The 21,848-nt window shown below is 33.2% G+C and carries 18 protein-coding genes; 16 read left to right on the forward strand and 2 right to left on the reverse strand.

Features of this window, described 5'->3' with window-relative positions:
- Nucleotides 1-302: 302 nt before the first annotated feature.
- Both leuS and MHB47_RS05615 read left to right on the forward strand, forming a co-directional pair.
- Nucleotides 303-2,717 carry a leucine--tRNA ligase gene (leuS, locus tag MHB47_RS05610; protein WP_340755582.1) on the forward strand — a complete coding sequence of 805 codons (2,415 nt, stop codon included), beginning with the start codon at nucleotides 303-305 and terminating at the stop codon, nucleotides 2,715-2,717.
- 18 nt (nucleotides 2,718-2,735) lie between these two features.
- Complete coding sequence (locus MHB47_RS05615) at nucleotides 2,736-3,047, forward strand: rhodanese-like domain-containing protein (protein ID WP_002507301.1); 312 nt, start codon at nucleotides 2,736-2,738, stop codon at nucleotides 3,045-3,047.
- A 286-nt stretch (nucleotides 3,048-3,333) separates the two neighbouring features.
- Here the strand turns inward: MHB47_RS05615 and MHB47_RS05620 are convergent, their stop codons facing one another.
- Nucleotides 3,334-4,593, reverse strand: coding sequence for a BaiN/RdsA family NAD(P)/FAD-dependent oxidoreductase (locus tag MHB47_RS05620; protein ID WP_002507302.1), 1,260 nt, complete (start codon nucleotides 4,591-4,593; stop codon nucleotides 3,334-3,336).
- Nucleotides 4,594-4,714: 121 nt separating this feature from the next.
- Between MHB47_RS05620 and MHB47_RS05625 the strand changes: the two genes are divergently transcribed.
- The 8 genes from MHB47_RS05625 (at nucleotide 4,715) to MHB47_RS05660 (ending at nucleotide 13,124) form a co-directional block, all read left to right on the forward strand.
- Nucleotides 4,715-6,352 carry a putative polysaccharide biosynthesis protein gene (locus MHB47_RS05625; protein ID WP_340755584.1) on the forward strand — a complete coding sequence of 546 codons (1,638 nt, stop codon included), beginning with the start codon at nucleotides 4,715-4,717 and terminating at the stop codon, nucleotides 6,350-6,352.
- Nucleotides 6,349-7,047, forward strand: coding sequence for a pseudouridine synthase (locus tag MHB47_RS05630; RefSeq protein WP_002512504.1), 699 nt, complete (start codon nucleotides 6,349-6,351; stop codon nucleotides 7,045-7,047). The genes MHB47_RS05625 and MHB47_RS05630 overlap by 4 nt, the downstream gene beginning before the upstream one ends.
- A gap of 15 nt (nucleotides 7,048-7,062) precedes the next feature.
- A complete protein-coding gene (locus MHB47_RS05635) occupies nucleotides 7,063-7,473 on the forward strand; it encodes a YtxH domain-containing protein (RefSeq protein ID WP_002507305.1) in 411 nt (136 codons plus the stop codon).
- Nucleotides 7,474-7,925: 452 nt separating this feature from the next.
- Complete coding sequence (gene pepV, locus MHB47_RS05640; protein ID WP_340755585.1) at nucleotides 7,926-9,335, forward strand: dipeptidase PepV; 1,410 nt, start codon at nucleotides 7,926-7,928, stop codon at nucleotides 9,333-9,335.
- Nucleotides 9,336-9,337: 2 nt separating this feature from the next.
- Nucleotides 9,338-10,183, forward strand: a complete 846-nt coding sequence (gene dat / locus MHB47_RS05645) for a D-amino-acid transaminase (RefSeq protein ID WP_340755587.1) — start codon at nucleotides 9,338-9,340, stop codon at nucleotides 10,181-10,183.
- A 465-nt stretch (nucleotides 10,184-10,648) separates the two neighbouring features.
- Nucleotides 10,649-11,440, forward strand: coding sequence for a phosphotransferase family protein (locus tag MHB47_RS05650; protein ID WP_002507308.1), 792 nt, complete (start codon nucleotides 10,649-10,651; stop codon nucleotides 11,438-11,440).
- 12 nt (nucleotides 11,441-11,452) lie between these two features.
- Nucleotides 11,453-12,097: a tRNA (guanosine(46)-N7)-methyltransferase TrmB gene (gene trmB / locus MHB47_RS05655; protein WP_340755589.1), complete on the forward strand. Its 645-nt coding sequence runs from the start codon at nucleotides 11,453-11,455 to the stop codon at nucleotides 12,095-12,097.
- A gap of 199 nt (nucleotides 12,098-12,296) precedes the next feature.
- On the forward strand, nucleotides 12,297-13,124 hold the full coding sequence (locus MHB47_RS05660) for a YtnP family quorum-quenching lactonase (RefSeq protein WP_340757279.1): 828 nt from the start codon (nucleotides 12,297-12,299) through the stop codon (nucleotides 13,122-13,124).
- A 164-nt stretch (nucleotides 13,125-13,288) separates the two neighbouring features.
- On the opposite strand, the gene MHB47_RS05665 is transcribed toward MHB47_RS05660, so the two are convergent.
- A complete protein-coding gene (locus MHB47_RS05665) occupies nucleotides 13,289-13,609 on the reverse strand; it encodes a hypothetical protein (RefSeq protein ID WP_021339048.1) in 321 nt (106 codons plus the stop codon).
- 115 nt (nucleotides 13,610-13,724) lie between these two features.
- On the opposite strand from MHB47_RS05665, the gene MHB47_RS05670 reads away from it, so the two are divergent.
- The 6 genes from MHB47_RS05670 (at nucleotide 13,725) to murC (ending at nucleotide 21,834) form a co-directional block, all read left to right on the forward strand.
- Entirely contained in the window at nucleotides 13,725-14,768 is a 1,044-nt protein-coding gene (locus MHB47_RS05670) for a M42 family metallopeptidase (protein WP_445684161.1), read from the forward strand.
- A gap of 19 nt (nucleotides 14,769-14,787) precedes the next feature.
- Nucleotides 14,788-15,096, forward strand: coding sequence for a thioredoxin family protein (locus MHB47_RS05675; protein ID WP_340755593.1), 309 nt, complete (start codon nucleotides 14,788-14,790; stop codon nucleotides 15,094-15,096).
- 128 nt (nucleotides 15,097-15,224) lie between these two features.
- Nucleotides 15,225-16,088: a DUF1444 domain-containing protein gene (locus MHB47_RS05680; RefSeq protein WP_021339051.1), complete on the forward strand. Its 864-nt coding sequence runs from the start codon at nucleotides 15,225-15,227 to the stop codon at nucleotides 16,086-16,088.
- 13 nt (nucleotides 16,089-16,101) lie between these two features.
- Nucleotides 16,102-16,701: a YtpR family tRNA-binding protein gene (ytpR, locus tag MHB47_RS05685; RefSeq protein WP_002507315.1), complete on the forward strand. Its 600-nt coding sequence runs from the start codon at nucleotides 16,102-16,104 to the stop codon at nucleotides 16,699-16,701.
- Nucleotides 16,702-16,718: 17 nt separating this feature from the next.
- Nucleotides 16,719-20,498 carry a DNA translocase FtsK gene (locus tag MHB47_RS05690; RefSeq protein WP_340755595.1) on the forward strand — a complete coding sequence of 1,260 codons (3,780 nt, stop codon included), beginning with the start codon at nucleotides 16,719-16,721 and terminating at the stop codon, nucleotides 20,496-20,498.
- A 22-nt stretch (nucleotides 20,499-20,520) separates the two neighbouring features.
- Nucleotides 20,521-21,834 carry a UDP-N-acetylmuramate--L-alanine ligase gene (murC, locus tag MHB47_RS05695; protein WP_340755597.1) on the forward strand — a complete coding sequence of 438 codons (1,314 nt, stop codon included), beginning with the start codon at nucleotides 20,521-20,523 and terminating at the stop codon, nucleotides 21,832-21,834.
- Nucleotides 21,835-21,848 lie beyond the last annotated feature (14 nt).

Raw genomic sequence — 21,848 nt, forward strand, 5'->3', positions numbered from 1 at the left:
GAAACTTTTAGTGTAGCTTTATTTCGCGTTTTCCACTTGAAATAAAACCTTTTTTCAAATATCATTAGTAATGTATAGGAGTAGTAACTTGAAAGCTTTTCTACAGAGAACTAGGAAAGGTGGAACCTAGTGTTAAGCATTGAGTGAACTTACCAGGACTTAAATGAATTTATAACATCTCTAACTATTAATTTAAATGAGCGCACATTTAATGTGAAACTGGGTGGTACCGCGGTGAAAGTCGTCCCTTTTGAAATCGATAATAGTTTGAGGTGTTTTTTTATTGAATAGGAGGAAAAGTAGTGAACTACAATCATAATGAAATTGAAAAGAAATGGCAGGATTATTGGGCAGAACATAAAACTTTTAAAACGAGCGATAATTTAGGTCAAAAAAAATTCTATGCGCTAGACATGTTTCCATACCCATCAGGTGCAGGACTTCATGTAGGCCATCCAGAGGGTTATACAGCTACAGATATTATTTCTCGTTATAAACGTATGCAAGGTTATAATGTGTTACATCCAATGGGGTGGGATGCATTTGGTCTTCCTGCAGAACAGTATGCCTTAGACACTGGTAATGATCCTCGTGAATTTACTAAAAAAAATATTGAGACGTTTAAACGTCAAATTAAAGAATTAGGTTTCAGTTATGATTGGGATAGAGAAGTGAATACTACAGACCCAGAATATTATAAATGGACGCAATGGATTTTTATTCAATTATATAATAAAGGACTCGCTTACGTTGATGAAGTTGCAGTAAACTGGTGTCCAGAACTTGGTACAGTACTTTCAAATGAAGAAGTTATTGACGGTTTGTCCGAACGTGGCGGTCACCCTGTGGTAAGAAAACCAATGAAACAATGGGTATTAAAAATTACTGAATATGCAGATCGTTTACTTGAAGATTTAGATGACTTAGATTGGCCTGAATCATTAAAAGACATGCAACGTAACTGGATTGGTCGTTCAGAAGGGGCTGCTATCTCATTCGATGTAGAAGACAATGATGTCCAAATTGAAGTATTTACAACACGTGCAGATACTGTGTACGGTGCAACATTCTTAGTGTTAAGTCCTGAACATGAACTTGTAAATCAAATTACAACAGCAGATCAAGAAGTAGCTATCAAAGATTATCAACAAGAAGCGGCTAAAAAGTCAGACTTAGAACGTACAGGTTTATCTAAAGAAAAATCCGGTGTATTCACTGGTGCATATGCAACGAATCCTTTATCTGGACAACAAGTTCCAATTTGGATTGCCGATTATGTACTTTCCACATACGGAACTGGTGCAGTTATGGCAGTACCAAGTGGAGACCAAAGAGACTATGAATTCGCACAAACATTTGATTTGCCAATTTTAGAAGTTATCGAAGGTGGCGATTTATCGCAAGAAGCCTATGATGGAGATGGACCACATGTTAATTCTGGCGAGTTAAACGGTTTATATAACGAAGAAGCGATTGCTAAAGCAATTGAATTGTTAGAACAAAAAGGTGCAGGTACTCGAAAAGTAAATTATAAATTACGAGACTGGTTATTTAGTCGTCAAAGATATTGGGGCGAACCAATACCTGTAATTCATTGGGAAGATGGTTCAATGACCACTGTTCCAGAAGAAGAATTGCCATTACTTTTACCTGAAACGGATGAAATTAAGCCTTCAGGTACAGGCGAATCTCCATTAGCTAACATTGCTGATTTTGTTAATGTGGTTGATGAAGAAACTGGAATGAAAGGTCGTCGCGAAACAAATACTATGCCACAATGGGCAGGTAGCTGTTGGTATTATTTAAGATATATTGATCCAGATAATGATCAAATGCTTGCTGATCCAGAAAAATTAAAACACTGGCTACCGGTTGATTTATACATTGGTGGTGTTGAACACGCAGTACTTCACTTATTATATGCGAGATTCTGGCATAAAGTTTTATATGATTTAGGCGTAGTCCCTACGAAAGAACCATTCCAAAAATTATTTAACCAAGGCATGATACTAGGTGAAGGTAATGAAAAAATGAGTAAGTCAAAAGGTAATGTAATCAACCCAGATGATATCGTGAAATCACATGGTGCTGATACTTTACGTATGTATGAAATGTTTATGGGACCACTTGATGCAGCAATTGCATGGAGTGAAAATGGTTTAGACGGCTCAAGACGTTTCTTAGACAGAATCTGGCGCTTATTAGTTACTGATGATGGTTTGATTTCCGATAAAGTGGTAAACAATAATAATAAAGCTTTAGATAAAAGTTATCATCAAACAGTGAAAAAAGTTACTGAGGATTATAATACTTTGAATTTCAATACCGCGATAAGTCAACTTATGGTATTTATCAATGATTGCTATAAAACAGATGAAATTTACAAACCATATATTGAAGGATTCATTAAAATGTTGGCACCAATTGCACCACATATATCTGAAGAATTATGGACGCAACTTGGACATGAAGAAACAATCACTTATCAACCATGGCCTTCATATGATGAATCATTGCTCGTTGATGATGAAATCGAAATTGTTGTTCAAGTGAACGGTAAAGTACGTGCTAAGATTAATATTCCAAAAGAAACTTCAAAAGAAGAAATGGAACAATTAGCACTTGATAATGATAATGTTAAAGCTGAAATTGAAGGTAAAGATATCAAGAAAGTCATTGCAGTACCAAAAAAATTAGTTAACATTGTAGCTAAATAATAGTAGGAGGAATTATTTATGGAATCTATTACAATTGATGAGTTGAAAGATAAAGTCCTAAATTCTGATCCAATTCATATCGTTGATGTTAGAACAGATGAAGAAACAGCTATGGGTGTAATACCAGGCGCAGAAAAAATACCAATGAATCAAGTTCCAGATAAATTAAATCATTTTAACAAAGATGAAACATATTATATCATCTGTAAAGTGGGCGGACGTAGTGCACAAGTTGTTCAATTCCTTGAACAAAACGATATACATGCAGTTAATGTTGAAGGCGGTATGGACGCGTGGGGCGACGAAGGTTTAGAAATCAATAGTATTTAAGTTGAAATAAAGCTTAAAATATTGAATTGAAAATGTTTGATTTAATAAATTCTAATTAGCTTTCTTTTTAGAGCGTTAATTGTAATTTTAAAGTGTCGACAAAGTCTCTGACTTTGTTGGCATTTTTTTGTACAAGTATTCCACAAGCGCAGCGTCATCCTACAGTCTTCAGCTATGAACTTGTCAAAGGCAAATATTGTCTCGATGACAATATAAATCAAAAAAACGAACAAAATGCTATAAGAGCATTTTGTTCGTTTTGATTTGTGAAGATTATATTTAAGTATTAAAGATGAAATTCACCCGCGTTTGAGCCAGCAACATTACCAGTGACTAAAGCGCTTGTGATATTATATCCACCTGTGTAACCATGTATATCTAATACTTCACCGCACAAAAATAATCCTGGTACGTGTTTTGACATCATAGTTTTAGGGTGTATTTCTTTTAATGACACACCACCACCAGTTACAAAAGCTTTATCGATGGGCAACGTTCCGTTGACAGTAAAAGTAAACCCTTTAAATAATTCAACTAACTTATTAATTTGTGCATTTGAAATATGATGGGCAGTTAAGTCATCACTAATTTGTGCTTGTTCAATAATGAATAATAAATAACGTTCTTCGATTAACCCGTGCAAGCTATTTTTAATATATTTGTCAGGTGTATCTTTTAATATATTTCTAATTTGTGCTTCTAATTGAGCGACACTCAGATTTGGAAAAGCATCAAGTTGCATCTGAATCTCTTTTTGTTTTTGACTTTTTTGCTCTTTATATACAAATTGACTACATCTCAGTGCGGCAGGTCCACTTATACCAAAATGTGTGAATAACATATCCATTTGATGTGTGATACGTTGTTTGCCATTCTTTTTCAATACGGATAGTGCAACATCCTTTAAACTTAAACCTTTTAAACGCTTGTTCTTAATAAAAGGTTCAGAAGACGTAATAGGGACTTCGGTCGGAAATAATTCTGTAATCGTATGTCCTAAATGTTTAGCAAATTTATAACCATCTCCAGTAGAACCCGTTTTGGGTACACTAGTACCACCAGTCGCAATAATGAGACTCTTACTTTCAAATTGTTGTTGCTCATTTAGTGTAACTTGAAACGTTTGTTGTGGTGTATATTCAATAGATTGTACAGTTGATTCTTCTTTAACGTTTACATTGTTTTGTTGTAACGTATGAATGAGGGCATCTACCACGTCTTGTGCTTTATTAGATACTGGAAACATACGACCATGATCTTCTTCTTTTAAACCTACACCTCTTGATTCGAAAAATTGAATGATGGATTCATTATCAAATACAGAGAAAGGACTGTATAAAAATTTTCCATTGCCAGGTATGTTTTTAATAATTTCATCATAAGGAAGGCGGTTAGTAACATTACAGCGGCCGCCACCAGAAATTTTTAGCTTGCGACCCAATCCTTTTTTCTTCTCAATTAATAAAACATTTTCGCTATTTTGACTTGCTGCAGCGGCAGCCATGAGTCCACTTGGCCCACCACCGATTATAATTGTTTGATACATTTTATTGCCTCCCTTAGCTATATAGTGTTATTTTATAGTAATATACTTTTGAAAAAAAGTAGTTATAACGTTATTATTAAAGTTATGAGTGTAAAAATTAATTTGAGATAGGAAGATCTGAATGAGTGAAAGTAAAGAATTAGTGAGGGGTACCTTTTTAATTACGCTTAGTATTTTGATTACTAAGGTTTTAGGTGTTATATATATTATTCCATTCTACTCGATTATTGGTGGAGAGGAAAATTTGGCGCCTTTCAACTATGCATACACCCCGTATAATATAGCGATTGCTATTGCAACTGCGGGAGTCCCATTAGCAGCGTCTAAATATGTTTCTAAGTATAATGCAATGGGTGCATATAAGGTCAGTGAAAAACTTTATAAATCAAGCTTTCTTGTTATGACTGTAACAGGATTTATAGGATTTTTCATCTTATATTTATTAGCTCCAACAATTGCATCTATTACTTTAGCAAATAAAGCAGGTGCAAATGGCGGATGGTCAGTAGACGAAATTACATGGATTATTAGAATTATTAGTATGGTAGTTATTTTTATTCCGCTACTTGCTACATGGCGCGGTGTGTTCCAGGGTTACAAATCTATGGGACCAACAGCAGTGTCAGAAGTTATTGAACAAATTGCACGTATACTATTTATTTTAGTTGGTAGTTATTTAGTTCTTAATGTATTTAACGGCAGTGTACTTGCAGCTAATGGTATTGCTACATTTGCAGCGGCTGTAGGAGCAATTGCAGGGATTTTCACACTATGGTATTACTGGAGAAAAAGAAAACCTAATATTGAAAAAATGGTTGCAACGGATACAACGGGCGTTGATATATCATACGGTAAAATGTACAAAGAGATTATTTCTTACAGTATTCCGTTCGTCATCGTGAGTCTGAATTTCCCATTATTTAATTTAGTCGATCAATTTACACATAATAGCGCACTCGGTTTAGCTGGTGTTTCTAGCAATATGCATGACTATTTCTTTACAATTTTAAATATGACGACAAATAAAATCGTTATGATTCCAACAGCACTATCAGCTGGTTTTGCAGTAAGTTTAATTCCATTTATTACTAAAACGTATGCAAAAGGTGAATTTCATGAGATGCACAGACAAATACGTACGTCATTAGGTGTTCTAATGTTCATTACAGTGCCTGCAAGTTTAGGTATTATGGCATTAGCGTTACCATTATATACAGTCTTTTATAGTTATAATGTTGATGGTAGCCAAATGCTATTCTACTATGCGCCAGTAGCAATTCTAATTGGTTTATTGAGTGTAACAGCATCAATGCTACAAGGTATTGATAAACAAAAATTAACAGTATTTGTTATATTAGCAGCAGTTGTAATAAAAGTAGTGTTAAATACACCATTAATTATAGCGTTCCATTCTGCTGGTGCGATATTAAGTACGGCAATTGCATTATTATTTGCAGTGTCATGTAATCTGTATATACTTAAAAAACATGCTAAATTTGATTTTTCAGAAACATGGTTACACTTTGGTAAAATATTCTTGTATAGCTTAATTATGATGATATCAGTTGAATTAACATTCTTTATTTTACAATTCTTTATTTCAACACAATCTAAATTTGGATCGCTGATTATAATTATTGTTAGTGTGATTGTAGGTATGTTAGTTTATGCTAGCATGACTATGAAGACAAGACTTGCAGATCAGTTTTTAGGTGATATTCCACAGAAAATTAGACGTAAGTTAGGTATTGCAGAATGAGAATAGATAAATTCTTAGCTAATATGGGCGTAGGAACACGTACAGAAGTGAAACAACTATTAAAAAAAGGCAATGTTACCGTGAATGATAAAAAAGAGAAATCACCAAAAACACAAATCAATCCAGATACGGATACTGTAAGCGTTAATGAAACGCAAATTCAGTATATAGATAAAATCTATTTGATGTTAAATAAACCAAAAGGGTATTTATCGGCTACTGAAGATAATAATCAACAGACAGTTATAGACTTAGTAGAAGAATTTAGATATTTAGAACTATTTCCAGTTGGACGTTTGGATAAAGATACTGAAGGGTTATTGCTCATCACTAATGATGGGCAGTTTAACCATCAATTGATGAGTCCAACAAAGCATGTTTCTAAGACATATGAAGTAATTTCTGAAAAAACTATTACAAAAAATGATATAGAATCCTTTAAAACGGGTATTGAATTAAATGAGGGATTGGCGAAACCTGCTCAATTAGTTGAAGGTGATGAAAAGAACAAATCATTTGTCACAATATACGAAGGAAGGTATCATCAGGTTAAGCGTATGTTTCATGCTATAGATAATGAAGTTTTAGCTTTGAAACGTATTAGCATTGGCGACTTAAAGCTAGATTCAGCATTAGCGCCAGGAGAATATCGTCATCTAACTCAACAAGATTTTAAACAATTAGGATTAAAATAATGAAGAGGTGTTTTTATGTCAAAATTATTTAAAGCAGTATTAGGTATCGGCGGAGCAGCGGCTGCAGTTGTTCTTTCTAAAAAAGAAAATAGAGATAGATTAAAAGACGAGTATGGCAAATACAAGTCTAATCCAGAATCATATAAACAAAACGCGAAAGATATCGCTAGTCAAATTAGTTCAAAAGCAGGCGAGACTTATAGCGAAGTAAAACAAGATCCTAAAGGCTATGCTTCAAAAGTAAAACAAGACCCTAAAGGTTACCTTAAAGATCAAAAAAATCATTTCAAAAATGGTGTCAAAAAAGAAGACGTAGAAATTGAAGAAGCTAGATTCGATGATGAAGGCGGAGATCCTTCTAATAATCTACGTGTCGTAACTGAAGAAGAATTAAAAAATAATAGCAATAAACGTGATAATAAGTAGTAGATTACGTTTAGACGACCTAGTTCATTTTAATGAACTAGGTTTTTTTATGTAAGTGAGACAGAAATTTATATTTTTTAACGAGATTTCGTCGTATGAGCCGAGTCCCACAAAGATAACTAGAAAATCGAATACAAGAGATGAAGCGCTTGCGTAAGACCTACTTGTCTTCATAAATGAAGTAGTAGTGCTTTAAAATATTAATATAAGCGCATTTTCAGTTCAGTCAGTTACTGTCAATATAATAATTAAGGATGAGACATGTATTTTGTCTCACTTCTTTTTTATATTAATACAGTTTTTGAAATATATTAATATATATAGGGTGAACTGTTTTCTTTGTTGACTAAACAGTTGGAATTTTTAAATAATAATGACATCTCACTGTAGTTTCTTCCACACTTCATGTAAAATATTAAATATATAAGTTTCGAGAAGGAAGTGGATCACAAATGTGGAAAGACAAAGTGAAAGAATATGAAGATCTAATCGTTGATGATTTGAAAGGTTTATTATCTATTGAGAGTGTTAGGGAAGATAATAAAGCAACAACAGAATATCCAGTTGGACCTGGTCCACGAAAAGCCTTAGATTACATGTACAAAATAGCTGAACGCGATGGATTTGGCACACATGATGTAGACCATATCGCTGGTCGTATTGAAGCGGGTGCTGGAGAAGATGTTTTTGGTATATTATGCCATGTTGATGTTGTACCTGCTGGAGAAGGTTGGGATTCTGATCCATTTGATCCAGTTGTGACAGACGATAGAATTATTGCAAGAGGTACGCTTGATGATAAGGGTCCAACAATTGCAGCGTACTATGCAGTTAAAATATTAAATGATATGAATGTAAATTGGAAAAAACGTATACATATTATAATAGGTACTGATGAAGAATCTGATTGGCAATGCACTGAGCGTTATTTTGAAACTGAAGAAATGCCTGCATTAGGATTTGCACCGGATGCAGAATTCCCTGCAATTCACGGCGAAAAAGGTATTACTACGTTTGATGTGATACAAAATGAAAAAGCAGAAGACCAAGACGAGCCAGAATATGAATTAATTTCATTTAACTCCGGTCAAAGATATAATATGGTACCTGATGAAGCCGTGGCAAATGTATCTGTAAAAGAAAACATGACTGATGTCATTCAAAATTTCGAACAATTTGTTCAAGAGAACAATATTGAAGGGGAAAGTATCGTTGATAGTGGTGTACTTGTATTAAAAGTTCAAGGAAAAGCTGTACATGGTATGGATCCTTCTATCGGTGTCAATGCTGGTTTATACTTGTTAAATTTCTTATCTAATCTAAATTTAGATAAAACAGCAGCTAATTTCGTAGATTTTAGTGAAAAATACTTATTCAATTCTCATTTTGGAGAAAAAATGGGCATGAAATTCCACACAGATGTTATGGGTGATTTAACGACGAATATTGGTGTTATATCTTATAACAATGTTGAAGGTGGAACATTTGGTATTAATTTAAGATACCCACAAGGGTTTGAATTTGAAGAAGCAATGACGCGCTTCAAGACTGAAGTTCAAGCACTTGGATTTTCAATTGAATTAGGCAAAAATCAAACACCACATTATGTAGAAAAAGATGATCCGTTTGTTCAAACATTAGTACAGGCCTATAGAAATCAAACAGGTGACGAAGCTGAACCATACACAATTGGTGGAGGCACATACGCACGTAATTTAGATAAAGGTGTTGCCTTTGGAGCAATGTTCAGTGATTCAGAAGATTTAATGCACCAAAAAAACGAATATATTAGTAAAAAGCAATTATTTGATGCGACAAGCATCTATTTAGAGTCACTATATACTTTATGTGTGGAGGAATAAATATGACAAAAGTGTTAATAAATGAAAAATTACTAGAAGAAAAAGATGCAAATGTAGCTTATAATGACAGAGGTTATGTATTTGGTGACGGTATTTATGAATATGTAAGAGTTTATGATAATCAACCTTTTACTGCCAAAGCGCATTTTGAAAGATTATTAAGAAGTGCTAAAGAAATTGGCTTAGAATTAAACTATACTGTTGATGGTCTTATAGAACTCGTACGAGAACTGATAGCTGCGAATGGTGTAGTTAACGGTGGCGTATATATTCAAGTGACACGTGGTACTGCGCCGCGAGACCATGCTTTCCCTACACCATCAGTAAAAGCGAATATCACAGCTTTCACAAAATCTTATGACCGTCCGTATAAGTTGCTAGAAGAAGGTATAAATGCCGTAACGACTGAGGATATCCGCTGGTTAAGATGTGATATAAAAAGTTTGAATTTATTAGGTAACGTATTAGCAAAAGAATACGCTGTTAAATATAATGCGAAAGAAGCAATTCAACATCGTGGTGAAACTGTTACAGAAGGATCTTCAAGTAATGTTTACGTAATTAAAGATGGAGCAATTTATACGCACCCAATCAATAACTATATTTTGAACGGTATTACGCGTATGGTAATAAAAGAAATTGCTCAAGAAAAAGGTGTTTCGTTTAAAGAAGAAACATTTACTGTAGATTTTTTGAAAAATGCGGATGAAGTTTTGGTTTCAAGTACATCAATTGAAGTGATGCCAGTTGTTAAATTAAATGGTGAAGCTGTGGGTGATGGAAAAGTAGGACCAATCACTAAATCGTTACAAGAAGGATTTAATAGATATATTGACACGCATAGTTAATAATTTCAATAAATGGATAGAAAATGTAACATATATTAAGGTCAAATTATGTTATAATTCTTACTGAGCCGTTTAATAGAATTCCATAAAGGTATGGAATCAAAATGTGAATTTTAATTTCTCATTTATAGTTGAAATAAAGTATTAAAGATTATAAAATCTTTTATATGTCATGAAATTTGGAAGTAAAAAATTTCACAAAAAAAGATAAAGAAATATTAAATTAATACTCTGTTAAGAGCTAATTTATGATATGATGTAAAAGTTATTGTAAATTAGCTCAGACAGTATGAGTATTAATAAATTAAAAAGGACTTGAACCACGATGGGACAATGTGTCAGTCATAAAACTTGAGGCTGCACAATTTTGGTTGGAGTTTATAATTTTGAATTAAAAATTATTATATATGGCTCTCGAAAATTCTTTTCAGGAGCCATTTTCTAGTTGAAAGTGAGGTGAACGTGTTGGAGCAGTTTTATCAATTAGGATGGACGCTTGATTCAGCAGGTGGTGCATCTGGTGAAGCTTATATGGCTGAACAGGATGGACAGAAATTATTTTTAAAAAGAAATTCAAACCCTTTTATTGCAGCCTTATCTGCTGAAGGTATTGTGCCAAAACTAGTTTGGACGAAACGTATCGAAACTGGAGAAGTTGTAACGGCGCAGCATTGGAAAAATGGTAGAGAACTTACTTTCAATGAAATGTACGAACAAAGAGTAGCTAATTTATTGAAAAAAATTCATAGTTCAAGAACACTATTGAATATGTTAAAACGAATGGAAATGGAGCCGATTACACCCGATATTTTGTTAAACAAAATTAACGCTTCATTATCTAGAGAAGTTTTAACGCATCATGTAGTAAGAAAAGCATTGACGTATTTAGAAGACCATATGCCTAATTTAGATCCACGTTTCTTTACGGTTGTGCATGGCGACGTCAACCATAATAATTGGTTATTATCAGATCGTGACGAGCTTTACTTGGTTGATTGGGAAGGTGCGATGATTGCTGATCCTGCAATTGATTTAGGTATGCTGCTATACAATTACGTTCCTGAAAAGAAATGGCCTCACTGGTTAGATGTATATGGAACAAAAGATTCAATGGACTTACAAAAACGTATGAAATGGTATACAGTTATCCAGTCTATAGGTATGGTTCAATGGTACGAAGAACAAAAGCGCTACAAAGATATGAATATGTGGCTTAAATTCTTAAATGAAGTAATGAATAACAATGCTTTTATATAAGGAGTTATCAGAATGAGAATGCGTTACAAGCCTTGGGCAGAAGATTATTTAAAATCACATCCTGAATTAGTGGATATGGATGGTAGTCATGCAAGGCACATAAGTGACTGGTTTGATAAAAATCAAGAAATATATATTGAAATAGGGTCAGGAATGGGACAGTTTATTACTACACTTGCTGGTCAAAAACCTGATATAAATTTTATTTCTTTAGAACGAGAAAAAAGTGTAGTAGTTAATATTGTAGATAAAGTTAAAGAACTTGGCCTTACAAATATTAAATTGATATGTAATGATGCACTGGAGCTCAATGAATATTTCAAAGATGGCGAAATTGATCGTATATATTTGAATTTTTCAGATCCATGGCCTAAAAAACGACATACTAAGCGTAGATTGACGTATCATACGTTTTTAGCACTGTATAAGCAAGTTTTGAAAGAAGATGGGGAACTTCATTTTAAAACTGACAACAGAGGTCTTTTTGCTTATAGTTTAGAGAGTATGTCTCAATTCGGTATGTATTTTACTAAACTCAATTTAAATCTTCATCAGGAAGATGACGAAGATAATATAGAAACTGAGTATGAAAGAAAGTTTTCTGACAAGGGCTCAAGAATTTATCGTATGGAAGCAAAATTCCATAAAAATTTATAATTATTAAAAAATGCCAACAGAGTTATATAACTTTGTTGGCATTTTTTTATATTATTCATAATAGTATTGATTGCGTAGAGGAAGGGAATTGAAGAATCAGTGTTTTCAAATCATATCCATTATTTTACGTAGTAAATGTATTGTATTACTATAGTAAGTAATCGACGTTGTTAAATGGAAGATGAGGAGGAATTAAATGATGAAATTAGGCAATTATAAAGTACATTATTTAAATGGGGGTATTACTCATATTGATGGGGGTGCAATGTTTGGCGTTGTACCAAAAGCACTATGGACAAAAAAATATGAGGTGAACGAAAAAAATCAAATCCCATTACCTACACATCCGATACTTATCCAAACTGAGGATAAAAATATTATTGTTGATACTGGTATTGGTACTGGAAAATTAACTGAAAAAGAACGTAAAATATTTGGTGTCCATTATGAGAGTGATATGGAAAATGATCTAAAAGCATTAAATCTAACACTAGAGGATATTGATTATGTATTAATGACTCATCTTCATTTTGACCATGCAGCTGGGCTAACGGATAACGATGGATATGCTATTTTCAGTAATGCAATACATGTCATTCAACAAGATGAATGGCATGAATTCCAAAGTCCCAATATACGTAGTAAATCGACTTACTGGAAGAAAAATAATGGAGATTTTAAAAATAAATTAATATTATTTGAGGACGAGATAGAAATATATCCTGGCATTCAAATCCGTCATACTGGAGGGCATAGTTATGGACATTCAGTAGTCACAATAGAAAGTGAAGGAGAAAAAGCAGTGCACATGGGAGACATCTTCCCGACGCTAGCTCATAGAAATCCATTGTGGGTAACAGCATATGATGACTATCCTATGCAATCTATAAGAGAGAAAGAACGTTTAATTCCAAACTATATCTTGCAAGATTATTGGTTCTTATATTATCATGATGCGAAATACTTTGCTGTGAAATTTGATAAGCATAAATTGAATGAGATAGAAACTTATATTACGAGAAATTAAAAAGGCTAAAGTTATGAACGAAGAGATATGGACTATTACTGTTTTAGAAAAGGATGGGTGTAGTTCCTAGTGTCTAAACAGCGTTAATCTTTATCTCTCGTAATGTATAATCAGTGCTTTAAGCGATTGATACATTACATGTTCAAAACTTTAACCTTTTACTTTTATGATTCACATTCAAGAATATCTATAACTTCTCCACTTTTTGCATCTGCAAAAAAGTCATAATATGTTAATGTTTTATTGTTTTGTGTGGTAATACCACCTTGAAAAACAATAAAATTATTATCGGATTTTTTATACGTAATCGGTTCATTCAATATATAAGATCCTACAACATTCATAAAGTATGTTCTTACTTCAGTAATAATTTTATCTGGATCGTGATATTGTAGATCTTTTTGACGTTTATAAAAATAAGTCGCTCCGACAATTGTTGTTAGTGAAATAAATAAGATGATAAGCCTATTCTTTTTATTTAACATAACACAATCTACCTCCAATAAAGTCATATTTATAGTTTACCATAACGAAGATGATATAATAAATAGTAAGGAGTGAGAGACATTGAATATAGACAATAATAAAACATTAGCTAGAATGAAAACATTAACAGAATTACATGGCGCACCTGGTTTCGAAGATGATGTAAAAGCATACTTGAAAGCAGAATTAGAACCATTCGTAGATGATTTTGTTTATAATCGCATGGGTGGCATTTACGGTGTTAAACGTTCGAAAGTAAAGAATCCAAAGCGTGTAATGGTGGCTGCTCACATGGATGAAATTGGTTTTATGATCACAAATATTACAGAAAATGGTATGATACAATTTACAAATTTGGGCGGCGTTGCTACAGATATTTGGCAAGGTCAACGACTTAAAGTAAAATCGCGTAAAAATGAAGAAATCGCCGGTGTGGTTGCGAATATACCTAAACATTTTAGGACAGGTAATGAAGGTGCACCTAAAATAGAAGATTTACTTTTAGATATTGGCTGTGAAAATCAAAAAGATGTAAGAAAACGTGGCATTGAAATTGGTGATTCAATTGTTCCAGAAACCCCCTTCACACAATTATCAGAGCATCGTTTTACAAGTAAAGCGTGGGATAATCGTTATGGTTGTTTGCTTGGTATTGAATTATTGGAATTATTAAAAGATGTAGAGCTTGGCTATGACTTATATGTAGGTGCCAATGTTCAAGAAGAAGTTGGTTTAAGAGGAGCTAAAGCTTCTGCTGAATTGATAGACCCTGATGTGGCTTTTGTAGTAGACTGTTCACCAGCCAATGATATGAAAGGTAAACAAAATTTATCTGGAGAATTAGGTGCAGGTACACTAATTAGAATTAAAGATGGTACGATGCTACTTAAACCAATTTTTAGAGATTACTTACTAGATTTAGCTGATGAATTTAAAATTAAGCATCAATATTATATTTCACCTGGTGGCACTGATGGTGGTGAAATTCACAAAGCAAAAATCGGTATCCCAACCGCAGTAATTGGAGTTTGTGCACGATATATTCATAGTACAAACGCAGTGTTTGATATAAGAGATTACGAAGCTGCAAGAGAATTATTAACGCAAGCTACAACCCAATTAGATGATTCGAAAATTGAAGAATTACAATATAAATAACACATGAAGGAGAGATTAGATGCAACAATTAGAAACTGAACAACAATTTGAGCAACTTAAAAACGAGCAAACAGTATTTTTATTTACGGCTGATTGGTGTCCTGATTGTAAAGTGATTGAACCCGAATTACCACAGTTAGAGGATAAATACACTAATTATAAATTCATTTCAGTTGATAGAGATAAATTTATAGATATTTGTGTGGAAAATGGCATTATGGGCATACCAAGTTTTCTAGTTTTTCGTAACGGCTCACAAATCGGTAGTTATATTGGAAAAGAACGAAAATCCATCGAACAAATTGATAACTTTTTAGCATCTTTATAAAAAAATTATTTTGTAAATAATTCATGTTGAAATATAAAAATATATACCCTTAGAACTTACATTTTTTCTGTTCCTAAGGGTGTATTTATTGTAAACTATAATAAGGCACGTAAATAGGAGTGTTAACAATGAATGTCTTTCAAATGAGAGATAAATTAAAAGATCGATTAAGCAAACCAGAAGTGAAGTTTACTTTTAATCGAGAAGATGAAACGCTACGTATATCTAGAGTAGACAATGGCAAAGGTGTCACTGTAAAAGTTGCTACGATAGTAGCTAAATATAAAGAGCAAAAAGAAAATATAGTAGATGAAATTGTATATTATGTAGAAGAAGCTATTGAACAAATGAAAGGGGAGGGGCTATCAGAGGTTAATAGTGCCCAAATCATGCCAGTATTGAGATCCCCAAGTTTTGATAAAAAAGATAAAGATGGTAATGCATTTGTTATAGAAGAACACACTGCAGAAACAAATATTTACTACGTAGTTGATCTAGGGAAATCATATCGTCTTATGGATGAAAAAATGTTAGAGTCAATGAAGTTATCTAAGCAACAATTAAAAGAAATGGCTTTATTTAATGTGCGAAAATTAGATAATAAATATACTACGGATGAAGTAAAAGGCAATATATTTTATTTTATTAACTCTAACGATGGCTATGATGCGAGTAGAATCTTAAACACGACATTTTTAAATGAAATCCAAGACCAATGTGAAGGTGAAATGTTAGTTGCAGTGCCACATCAGGATGTGTTAATTATTGCAGATATCCGTAATAAAACGGGTTATGACGTAATGGCGCATTTAACTATGGAATTCTTTACAAAAGGTTTAGTCCCAATTACATCATTATCATTAGGTTACGACAAAGGTCATTTTGAGCCTATTTTTATATTAGGAAAAAATAATAAACAAAAAAGAGATCCTAACGTGATACAAAGATTAGAAGCAACAAGAAAGCAATACGAAAATAAAGATAAGAAATAAGGAGTCTATAGACATGAATTTATTTTATAACAAAGAAGCAGTAGGAGACGTTGCGTTTCTACAAGTTGAACCAGCTAGTGGTGAGTTCAATTATGAGTATAAAGGTGATGTTGTTGAAATTAAAAATGAATCACAAGTTGTAGGTTATAACATTTTTAATGTATCAGAAAAATCAACTATAAGTGGAAATGGGCATGTTAAGTTAACTGAAACACTAGTTAATGAATTTCAAAAAGCCATTGAAGATGCTGGATTTACATTTAAATTAAATGCAGATTTGTCTCCTAAGTTTGTTGTAGGCTATGTTGAAACTAAAGAAAAACATCCAGATGCAGATAAATTAAGTGTACTCAGTGTTGATGTAAGTTCTGAAAAGTTACAGATAGTTTGTGGTGCAGCTAATATCGATGCTGGACAAAAAGTAGTAGTAGCTAAAGTAGGTGCTGTAATGCCAAGCGGTATGGTTATTAAAGATGCTGAGTTAAGAGGCGTAGCTTCAAGTGGTATGATTTGTTCTATGAAGGAACTTGATTTACCAAATGCACCTCAAGAAAAAGGGATTATGGTCTTATCTGATGATTACACAGTTGGCCAAGCATTTTTTGAAGAATAAAAGGAGGTAATGTACGAATGAGCTGGTTCGACAAGTTATTTGGAGAAGATAATGATTCTACAGAAGATTATCTTAGTAAAAGAAACCAACGACGTCAAAAAGCTACACAACAAGAACAAGATTCATTACTTCCTCAGAACAATGATGTTTATGAAAGACCCAAAGGAAAATTCAGGTTTCCAATGCGTATTTTAGAAGAAGCGAATGAAGCACAGCATCCAGAAGAAGATTCAATTTCAAAAGATAGTTCGAATCATAGTGATCAACAACACAGTGATCGTCATACTTCAGACTCTATAAATGCCAATCATAAGCAGAGAAGACGTAGACATTTGTATGATAAGACAGCTTCTAATGATGTTAATACACAAACAGAAAATCAGGAGTCACCAAAAGAAACATATTCAGAACCAAAACGAGAATCAAAATCTCATAAAGGTCAACGAATGAGAATACAAACTGATGTTTTACGTGCAAATGCTTCTAAGAAAACTAAAAGAGATACACCTATGTATCATGAGAGTGATTTTAAAGCGAGTGAAGTGCCATCTGCTATATTTGGTACTCAAAAACCCCACCCGCTAGAAAATGGTGTTATAAAACCTTCAGATGAAACTGAAAACGGCAATAACGAGCAAGTTTCAAATTATGAAGATAACAAAACGCATTCTCAAACTTCAGCACAGGAATCATCAGAAATACATGACACTAAAATTTATAATGATCAATTTGTAGAACCATCAATTGATGCAGCAGACGACGAAAATTCACAAGTTGATAATAAGCAACCATACTCTTTTGAAGGTAATGACTATATAGAAGCGCAAGTGGAAAAAGATAATGAACAGCCACAACAACCTTCTGAACAAAAGCAGCAATCTTCAAATGAACAACCTAAAGTAAACAACACAATTAATATTGAAAATATTTACGCATCACAAATCGTAGAAGAAATTCGAAGAGAACGTGAACGTAAAGTACTTCAAAAACGCCAATTCAAAAAAGCGTTGCAACAAAAACGTCAAGAAAACCAAGATAATAACGAAGACAGCATACAAAAAGCAATAGATGAAATGTATGCCAAACAAGCACACCATTTTATTGGTGAAAGTTCTTTAGACGAAGAGAGCAAAGCCAAAAATGTTTCTGAAAATCAAACAGAAGCATCGATTCAAGACGCTCAACTATCTGATGATAGTCAACAAAATGAGGATGATACCCGTATAGGTGCTACATCACCATTTAATTATGAAGAAATTGATTTAGATAATGTGCGCGATGTACATAAAATTAATGATGAATATGTAAATGTAGATGCAGATATAGAATCAGAATCACCTGATAGTGATAATGACATTGAACATCATACATCAGCTGAACATAAATCATTAAATGATGATGTCGAAACAACCATTTCAAACGATGATACTTTAAATACAGTTGAAGATAATAATGAAAATATTTCTGATGAAGATCTTTATGTAGAAGTAGAAGATAATGACGATATATCAGACGCTCAATATAGAGAAGTGACAATGCCACAAAATGAATCACCAGAAGCGGAAAGTATTATACCTGAATCCGAGACAGAGAGAGAGTTTGAAGATCAGGAATCAGCGACTAAAACAGAACTAAACAGTGCTCAAGATATGATACAACCATCAGAATCAGAGATGTCATCGGAATCTGTATCTAATGAAATAGCTGAAGTGCAACAAGGTTCAGCACAATACAATACAGAGCAATCTGATACTGATCAAGTTGAAACCGAAGATGAAGTGGTTAGTCAAGAAACACAGCTCCATTCTAGTAGTACGCAATCAAATGCACTTGATAATGACACAACTGAATCTAACGAATTGACTTCAAACAGAAATCAAACATCAATTAGAAAAGGTAGCAAACCGTTTAATGTTGTTATGACACCTTCTGATAAAAAACGTATGATGGATGCTAAAAAACTTAAGAATAGTAATCAGCATTTTACAAATTCAAGTAACACATCACAATCGTCACAAAATGAAAGTAAAGAAATTGAATCCAATGACCTTGGTACTGAAAGCGTAGTTAAAGCTGAAACAGTTGGACAAGAGCAACCACAGCAAAATCTGACATCGACGTCCGAAACGACAGAACATCCATCAAATTCAATAGATGCATCAAATCATAGTGAACAATCTATCAATTATGGAACGTCAGAAAAACATGACAATGAAATGAATTCATCTTCAGTGGATGGCAATCAATACGAAAGCCATGATGAAACTAAATTTAATAAAAACAATAATGAACATGTGTCACAAATAACACAAAATCAAGAACCATTAAAACCTGAGAAGGTAGACAATCAGTTAGATGCTAGTAAGACAACTGACGACAGTGGTAAGCCAACAATTAGAAGAGGGCCTAATATTAAGTTGCCTAACTTAGATTTATTAGAAGAACCTAAACAACACGAAATTGATAACGTTTGGATCGAAGATAAAAAACAAGAGCTTAATGATGCATTTTATTATTTTAATGTTCCAGCTGAAGTTCAAAATGTTACTGAAGGACCAAGTGTCACACGTTTTGAATTGTCAGTAGAAAAAGGTGTCAAAGTTTCTAGAATAACTGCATTGCAAGATGACATTAAAATGGCGCTAGCAGCTAAAGATATTCGTATAGAAGCCCCAATTCCTGGTACGAGCCTTGTGGGTATAGAAGTTCCTAATCAGAATGCTGCCACAGTCAATTTACGTTCAATTATTGAAGATTCTACATTTAAAAATGCAGAGTCTAAATTAACTGTTGCTATGGGACTTAGAATTAATAATGAACCATTACTTATGGATATATCTAAAACGCCACATGCACTTATTGCTGGTGCAACTGGTTCTGGTAAATCTGTATGTATAAATAGTATTTTAATGTCACTATTATATAAAAATCATCCAGAAGAGCTAAAATTATTACTTATTGATCCTAAAATGGTAGAATTGGCACCATATAATGATTTACCACATTTGGTAGCGCCTGTAATTACTGACGTAAAAGCGGCTACGCAAAGCTTAAAATGGGCTGTAGAAGAAATGGAACGTCGTTATAAAGTGTTCGCAAAATATCACGTAAGAAATATTACTGCTTTTAATAAGAAAGCAACATATGAGGATAGAATGCCAAAAATTGTTATAGTTATAGATGAATTAGCTGATTTAATGATGATGGCTCCACAAGAAGTAGAACAATCTATCGCACGTATTGCACAAAAAGCACGTGCTTGTGGTATTCATATGTTAGTAGCAACACAACGCCCATCAGTGAATGTCATTACAGGTTTAATTAAAGCAAATATACCTACAAGAATTGCATTTATGGTATCGTCTAGCGTCGATTCAAGAACAATTCTAGATAGTGGCGGTGCTGAACGCTTGTTAGGATATGGAGATATGCTTTATTTAGGCAGTGGTATGAATAAACCGATACGTGTTCAAGGCACATTTGTATCGGATGATGAAATTGACGATGTTGTTGATTTTATAAAACAACAAAGAGATCCAGAATATTTATTTGAAGAAAAAGAATTATTGAAAAAAACGGAAGCACAACCTCAGGATAGTTTATTTGATGATGTATGTAGATTTATGTTGAAAGAAGGTCATATTTCTACTTCATTAGTCCAACGCCATTTCCAAATCGGTTATAATCGTGCAGCGAGAATTGTAGACCAATTAGAACAATTAGGTTATGTTTCTGGAGCAAATGGTTCAAAACCAAGAGATGTATACATTACAGAATTAGATTTGAATGAGAATTAAATAGAGATAAAGGAGTGTTACAATGACACATTATCATTTTGTCGGCATAAAAGGTGCCGGCATGAGTTCATTAGCACAGATAATGCATGATCTTGGAAATGAAGTACAAGGTTCAGATATAAATAATTATGTTTTTACAGAGGTGGCATTACAAAATAAAGGTATTAAAATATTACCTTTTGACGAAAACAACATAAAAGAAGACATGGTAATTGTTCAAGGTAACGCATTTCCAAATTCACATGAAGAGGTTGTTAAGGCGAATGAATTAAAACTTGATGTCATACGTTATCATGACTTTTTAGGTCATGTTATCAGTCAATATACATCTGTAGCTGTAACAGGTGCACATGGTAAAACATCTACAACCGGTTTATTGTCACACGTGATGAATGGGGATAAAAAGACATCATTTTTAATTGGAGATGGCACTGGTTTAGGTATTCCTGCAAGTGATTATTTCGCATTTGAAGCTTGTGAATACCGTAGACATTTCCTAAGCTATCATCCAGATTATGCTATTATGACAAACATTGATTTTGATCATCCAGATTATTTTAAAGATGTTGAAGACGTGTTTAGTGCTTTCCAAGAAATGGCACATAACGTAAAAAAAGCAATTATTGCGTGGGGTGATGATGATCATTTACGTAAGATAGAAGCAGATGTGCCAGTATATTATTATGGTTTTTCAAAAAATGATGATGTATATGCGGATAACCTACAAATTAGTGAAAATGGAACTAAATTTGATGTATACATTAAAGATGAATATTATGATACGTTCTTATCTCCACAATTTGGAGATCACAATATATTAAATGGACTTGCCGTTATTACAGTTAGCTATCTTGAAAGTTTAGATGTAAATAATATAAAAGAAGCCTTAGAATCTTTTGGTGGCGTAAAAAGAAGATTTAATGAGACAAAAGTGGGAAAACAAGTATTAGTTGACGATTATGCACACCATCCTAGAGAGATTAGTGCTACAATTGAGACAGCTAGAAAGAAATATCCAAATAAAGAAGTTGTAACTGTATTCCAGCCTCATACTTTTAGTCGAACGCAAGCATTCTTGGATGATTTTGCTGAAAGTTTAAATTTAGCAGATAAAACTTTCTTATGTGAAATTTTTGGTTCAATAAGAGAAAATACTGGTAATTTAACAATTCAAGATTTACTCCAAAGAATTGATAATGCGACATTAATTGATGAAACCACTGTGAATGCGCTAGAACAATATAGTGATGCAGTTATTTTATTTATGGGCGCGGGCGATATTCAGAAGGTTCAACGTGCTTATATGAAAGAAATTGGTGTTACTACCTCATTTTAATATGTTTATGTTAA

Origin of the sequence: Staphylococcus sp. FSL K6-3157 (assembly GCF_038005145.1) — a bacterium.
Lineage (GTDB): Bacteria > Bacillota > Bacilli > Staphylococcales > Staphylococcaceae > Staphylococcus > Staphylococcus equorum.

Excerpts from the sequence above, each read along its gene's own strand:
- pepV (WP_340755585.1), top strand. The coding sequence starts at position 7,926 with ATGTGGAAAGACAAAGTGAAAGAATATGAAGATCTAATCGTTGATGAT.
- MHB47_RS05665 (WP_021339048.1), bottom strand. The coding sequence starts at position 13,609 with ATGTTAAATAAAAAGAATAGGCTTATCATCTTATTTATTTCACTAACA.
- MHB47_RS05625 (WP_340755584.1), top strand. The coding sequence starts at position 4,715 with ATGAGTGAAAGTAAAGAATTAGTGAGGGGTACCTTTTTAATTACGCTT.
- MHB47_RS05690 (WP_340755595.1), top strand. The coding sequence starts at position 16,719 with ATGAGCTGGTTCGACAAGTTATTTGGAGAAGATAATGATTCTACAGAA.
- MHB47_RS05630 (WP_002512504.1), top strand. The coding sequence starts at position 6,349 with ATGAGAATAGATAAATTCTTAGCTAATATGGGCGTAGGAACACGTACA.
- MHB47_RS05680 (WP_021339051.1), top strand. The coding sequence starts at position 15,225 with ATGAATGTCTTTCAAATGAGAGATAAATTAAAAGATCGATTAAGCAAA.
- ytpR (WP_002507315.1), top strand. The coding sequence starts at position 16,102 with ATGAATTTATTTTATAACAAAGAAGCAGTAGGAGACGTTGCGTTTCTA.
- MHB47_RS05675 (WP_340755593.1), top strand. The coding sequence starts at position 14,788 with ATGCAACAATTAGAAACTGAACAACAATTTGAGCAACTTAAAAACGAG.
- MHB47_RS05660 (WP_340757279.1), top strand. The coding sequence starts at position 12,297 with ATGAAATTAGGCAATTATAAAGTACATTATTTAAATGGGGGTATTACT.
- MHB47_RS05615 (WP_002507301.1), top strand. The coding sequence starts at position 2,736 with ATGGAATCTATTACAATTGATGAGTTGAAAGATAAAGTCCTAAATTCT.
- murC (WP_340755597.1), top strand. The coding sequence starts at position 20,521 with ATGACACATTATCATTTTGTCGGCATAAAAGGTGCCGGCATGAGTTCA.
- MHB47_RS05670 (WP_445684161.1), top strand. The coding sequence starts at position 13,725 with ATGAAAACATTAACAGAATTACATGGCGCACCTGGTTTCGAAGATGAT.
- dat (WP_340755587.1), top strand. The coding sequence starts at position 9,338 with ATGACAAAAGTGTTAATAAATGAAAAATTACTAGAAGAAAAAGATGCA.
- trmB (WP_340755589.1), top strand. The coding sequence starts at position 11,453 with ATGAGAATGCGTTACAAGCCTTGGGCAGAAGATTATTTAAAATCACAT.
- MHB47_RS05635 (WP_002507305.1), top strand. The coding sequence starts at position 7,063 with ATGTCAAAATTATTTAAAGCAGTATTAGGTATCGGCGGAGCAGCGGCT.
- MHB47_RS05620 (WP_002507302.1), bottom strand. The coding sequence starts at position 4,593 with ATGTATCAAACAATTATAATCGGTGGTGGGCCAAGTGGACTCATGGCT.